Source organism: Myxococcus vastator (genome assembly GCF_010894475.1).
In the GTDB taxonomy this organism is placed as follows: Bacteria; Myxococcota; Myxococcia; order Myxococcales; family Myxococcaceae; genus Myxococcus; species Myxococcus vastator.
Genome location: NZ_JAAIYB010000602.1, coordinates 1 through 3962 on the forward strand (window position 1 = coordinate 1; position 3962 = coordinate 3962).

A 3962-nucleotide genomic window follows, 5' to 3' on the forward strand; every position below is an offset into this window, starting at 1 on the left:
ATTCCGTTCAATGGCGGGGCCCAGCACCGCGTCAATCCGGCGCAGCAGCTCCGGCTCCAGCTTCACGCCCGCGGCCTTCACGTTGTCGTGCACCTGCTCCGGCCGGGAGGCGCCGACGATGGCGGAGGAGACGCTGGGATTCTGGAGCACCCAGGCCACGGCGAGCTGGGCCATGGAGAGGCCGGCGTCCTTCGCCAGCGGGACGAGCTGCTGCACGCGGGTGAGCACGTCGTCCGTCATGAAGCGGGTGATGCCGTAGCGGACGGCGTTAGCCTCCGTGGCGCGGCTCCCGACGGGGGGCGCCTGGCCGGGCAGGTACTTGCCGGTGAGGACGCCCTGAGCGATGGGGGACCAGACAATCTGCCCCAGGCCCGCTTCGTCAGAGGCCGGGATGACCTGCGGCTCGATGACGCGGTAGAGCATGGAGTACTGCGGCTGGTTGGAGATGAAGGGCACGCGCAGCTCGCGGGCCAGCGCGGCGCCCTGGCGAATCTGGTCGGCCGTCCACTCGGAGACGCCGATGTACAGCGCCTTGCCCTGGCGGACGATGTCGGCGAACGCGAGCATCGTCTCCTCCAGCGGCGTCTCCACGTCGAAGCGGTGGGCCTGGTACAGGTCCACGTAGTCGGTCTGCAGCCGGCGCAGCGAGCCGTCGATGCTCTCCAGGATGTGCTTGCGCGACAGGCCGCGGTCATTCTTCCCGGGGCCGGTGGGCCAGTACACCTTGGTGAAGAACTCGTAGCCGGCGCGGCGCTGGCCCTTCAGGGCGCGGCCGAGCACTTCCTCGGCGCGGGTCGCCGCGTACACGTCCGCAGTGTCGAAGGTGGTGATGCCCACGTCCAGCGCCGCGCGCACGCAGGCGAGCGCGGCCTCCTCCTCCACCTGGGAGCCGTGGGTAATCCAGTTGCCGTAGGAAATCTCACTGACGACGAGGCCGCTGCGGCCGAGCTTTCGGAAGTGCATGGTGCGCGCCAGCCTAACCGTGGACCTCCAGGCGCGCACGGTCGCGGACGGGCCACCAGCCGCCGGCCCACGCCACCCAGGCGACGTAGACGAGCTGGAAGGGGATGCGCAGCCAGAAGTACCCGTCCGGGAAGGGCAGCACGTGGGCGGCGGTGTTGGCCTGGGCCTCGTGGATGTTGGCGGGGAGGATGGCCAGCAGCAGTGCGATGAGCCCCAGCGCCGCGAGCCGACGCGTGCGTGGCAGCAGCAGCCCCAGCCCGCCCGCGACCTCCGCGACCCCGGAGAGGTAGACCCAGAACGCGGGTGACGGCAGCCGCGGCGGAATCATGGCCGCGTAGCGCGCGGGCATGACGAAGTGCATGACGCCCGCGCCCACGAAGAAGAGCCCCGCGGCGACCGCGGCGCGCGCCGTGGGCGTGGACAGCGCGGGGAGGCGCCGCAGCGGAGGCAGGTGCAGCAGCAGGAAGAAGGACAGCAACAGGATGGCGAAGGACATGGGGTGTGCTCCTGAAGAGAGGCACGGGCGGGGGTGGCCTGCCGTGCCGTTGACTCCAGGATGGGGCCCCGGTGCTGGCGTTCGCTTGAACGAACTGGCTGCGTTCTGAGCGGCGCGCGTCGTGCAACCTCCGGTCTCGGTGCTACCGCTGGTCGCGCGGGTGGGCCATCAGGCCTTGTTCCAGGCCGCGAGCGCTATCTAACTCCTGGGCCTTGTCGGTGGCGGCGCGCTGGTGCGGCCCTGCGCCTGGACGCGCGGTCCACGGCGCTGAAGTGATGACGGCGTGGTGCCGAACATCCGCCGGAAGGTGCGCGTCAGGTGCGCCGCATCCGAGAAGCCGGCCGCGTGGGCGGCGTCACCCAGGGTGCGGCCCGCGGCGATGGCGCCCGCGGCCCGCTGGAGCCGGAGCCACAGGAGATAGGGCCGCAGCGGCACACCGACGGATTCGGTGAACGTGTGCATCAGCCTGCCGGGCGAGAGGCCCGCGATCTGGGCCAGGGCGTCGAGCGAGGTGTCTTCCGGCGCGGCCTCCGCGCGCAGGTGGCGCAGCAGCTTGCGCACGCGCGGGTGGAGGTGACGGGGAGCTCCGGGCGTCCCGGAGAGGGCGGCCAGCGTGGACTCCATCCATCCGCCGACCGCTTCGTGCGTCAGTGCTCCCGCCGTGGGCAGCCCGCCGAGGAGGGCATCGCGCTGCGTCGTGTCGAACAGGCGTATGGGCCCGTCGAGCGCGGCCTGGAGTCGCGCGCCGTCGTCGCTCTCGGGCTCGATGAAGAGGATGATGACCTCGCTGTCGCGCGCGTCGAGCGCATGGGGAAGGTCCGGGCCCACGAGCACGCCGGCTGCCTGCTCGGCCGTCTTCAGGCCCTGCGCGCGGACGGACAGGACGCCCTGCCGGCACAGCACCAGGTGCATGGCGTGGTGGGCGTGCTTCGTCGTCGCGTCGCCGGGGCCCCACATCGCCAATGCGGTGGGCCACACCACCAGCGGCATGTCCGGCCACGGCGCCTGGGGCGCCAGTTCTGGAGGGCGGGCGAGGAGCATCCGGAAGATGGGTTGTAGCAGCAGTCCGGTGGGCTTGATGGCACTTGGGGACAGTGGGTGGGCCATCTTTGGCGCGCGAGGCGGCACCTGGGGCAGTCTCGCGTGAAGGCGCGGCCATGGGCACTTCCTCCGCCGGGATGCCGCGTCGGTGTCCGCGAGGCTCGGGCGATCCACGCCGGGCAGCGGGAGGGGGCGTCAATGCACGGCGGGAGGCGACCGCTCACACCCCGACCGCGACGGCTGGGCGTCGCGTCGCTTGTGGGGAATGGGCCGAGTAGTCGACACTCGGCGCTTCATGGCTGCCAGTGAAGAACGCCGCTTTCAGGCCCTGGTGCTCGCGCCCATCCGGCGCGTGCAGCGGCGCCTCAACGCGGTGGCATGGGCGGAGGCCGGCATCGTCCCGATGTGGGCCACCGCCACGGCCTGCGTGCTGGCCCGGCTCCTCCTGCGCGGCGCCTTCGTCTGGGCCCTGCCGCCGGTGCTGGCGCTGGGGCTGGGCGCGTGGTTCTGGCGTGCGCGTTCCCGGCGGGTGTCGTTGGAGCAGGCGGCGGTGCTCGCGGACCGGTCGGCGAACGCGGGCGGGCTGCTGCTCACCCGGCTGGAGCGCCCGGTGGGGGAGTGGGAGCTGGCCGTCAATCAGCTCGCAAGTGGGGTGAAGCCTCCCGACGTGAAGTGGCGACGCCCGGCCGCCGCGCTCGCGGGCGCGGTGCTGTTCGCGGTGGCGGGCTTCCTGTTGCCCCTGTCCGCGCCACGAGGCCGCGCCGTGAATGCCGCCGCCGCGGCGAAGGTGGCCGCGGTCCAGGCGCGGGCGGAGGCGCTCGCCAAGGAAGAGGTGCTGGAGGAGGCCGTCGAGGACGAGCTGCGGCGCCTGGCCGAGGAGGTCGCCGAGGGCCGCTTCGACGCTGGAGACTGGGAGGCCGCCGACGCGCTGGAGAAGCGGCTGTCCGAGCAGGCCGCGGAGGCCGCCGCGCAGCTGGCCCAGGCCGCGGAGGCCGCGCGGGCGTTGGAGGATGCGCTGGGCGCCGCGGGAGGCGCCGAGGCCGCCACGCGTGAGCGCGAGGCGTTGGAGCAGGCGCTGATGACGCTGGAAGGCGGCAAGGAGGGCGGCGCGTCCGACGACGCGGGTGGAATGGGGGAGAACGGGACGCCGCACGCGTCCGAGAACGGCGAAGCGGCACAGACGGAGGCCGCGCGCGCGTCCGGACAGGGAACGGAGGGCGCCGAGGGACAGCAGGGCACGGAAGGTTCACAAAGTGCTCGCTCCGGTGAGGCGCAGGCCGCTGCCCGCGCCCGGGCCTCCGGTTCACCGGACCAGATTGCCAGCCTGCGCGAGGCGCTGGAGCGCAGGCGTCAGTCGCTGGAGAACCGCTTCGATTCGAACGGCCGCAACGGCTCCGAGTCGCAGGCCCGTCGCCAGCGCCGTGGTGGCCAGCGCTCGGGACAGGGGCGCCAGGGGCAGTCG

4 protein-coding genes are annotated in these 3962 nt (G+C 72.8%); 1 reads left to right on the top strand and 3 read right to left on the bottom strand.

From position 1 onward, the window contains the following. From G4D87_RS34660 to G4D87_RS34670, 3 genes are all read right to left on the bottom strand, one after another. The coding region (locus tag G4D87_RS34660) for an aldo/keto reductase family protein (RefSeq protein WP_163786950.1) at positions 1-963 on the bottom strand (963 nt) is incomplete at its 3' end. A 13-nt stretch (positions 964-976) separates the two neighbouring features. Continuing rightward, a complete protein-coding gene (locus G4D87_RS34665) occupies positions 977-1459 on the bottom strand; it encodes a DoxX family protein (protein ID WP_163786951.1) in 483 nt (160 codons plus the stop codon). Between the two features lie 198 nt (positions 1460-1657). Further along, the gene (locus G4D87_RS34670) at positions 1658-2587 is read right to left on the bottom strand and encodes a helix-turn-helix domain-containing protein (protein WP_163786952.1); all 930 of its coding nucleotides are present in this window, start codon (positions 2585-2587) and stop codon (positions 1658-1660) included. 208 nt (positions 2588-2795) lie between these two features. Here G4D87_RS34670 and G4D87_RS34675 point away from each other — a divergent pair. Continuing rightward, the coding region (locus G4D87_RS34675; protein ID WP_240358845.1) for a hypothetical protein at positions 2796-3962 on the top strand (1167 nt) is incomplete at its 3' end.

What these genes read in the sequence shown, in the direction of transcription:
- G4D87_RS34665 (WP_163786951.1), bottom strand. Translation starts at nt 1,459, where the DNA reads ATGTCCTTCGCCATCCTGTTGCTGTCCTTCTTCCTGCTGCTGCACCTG.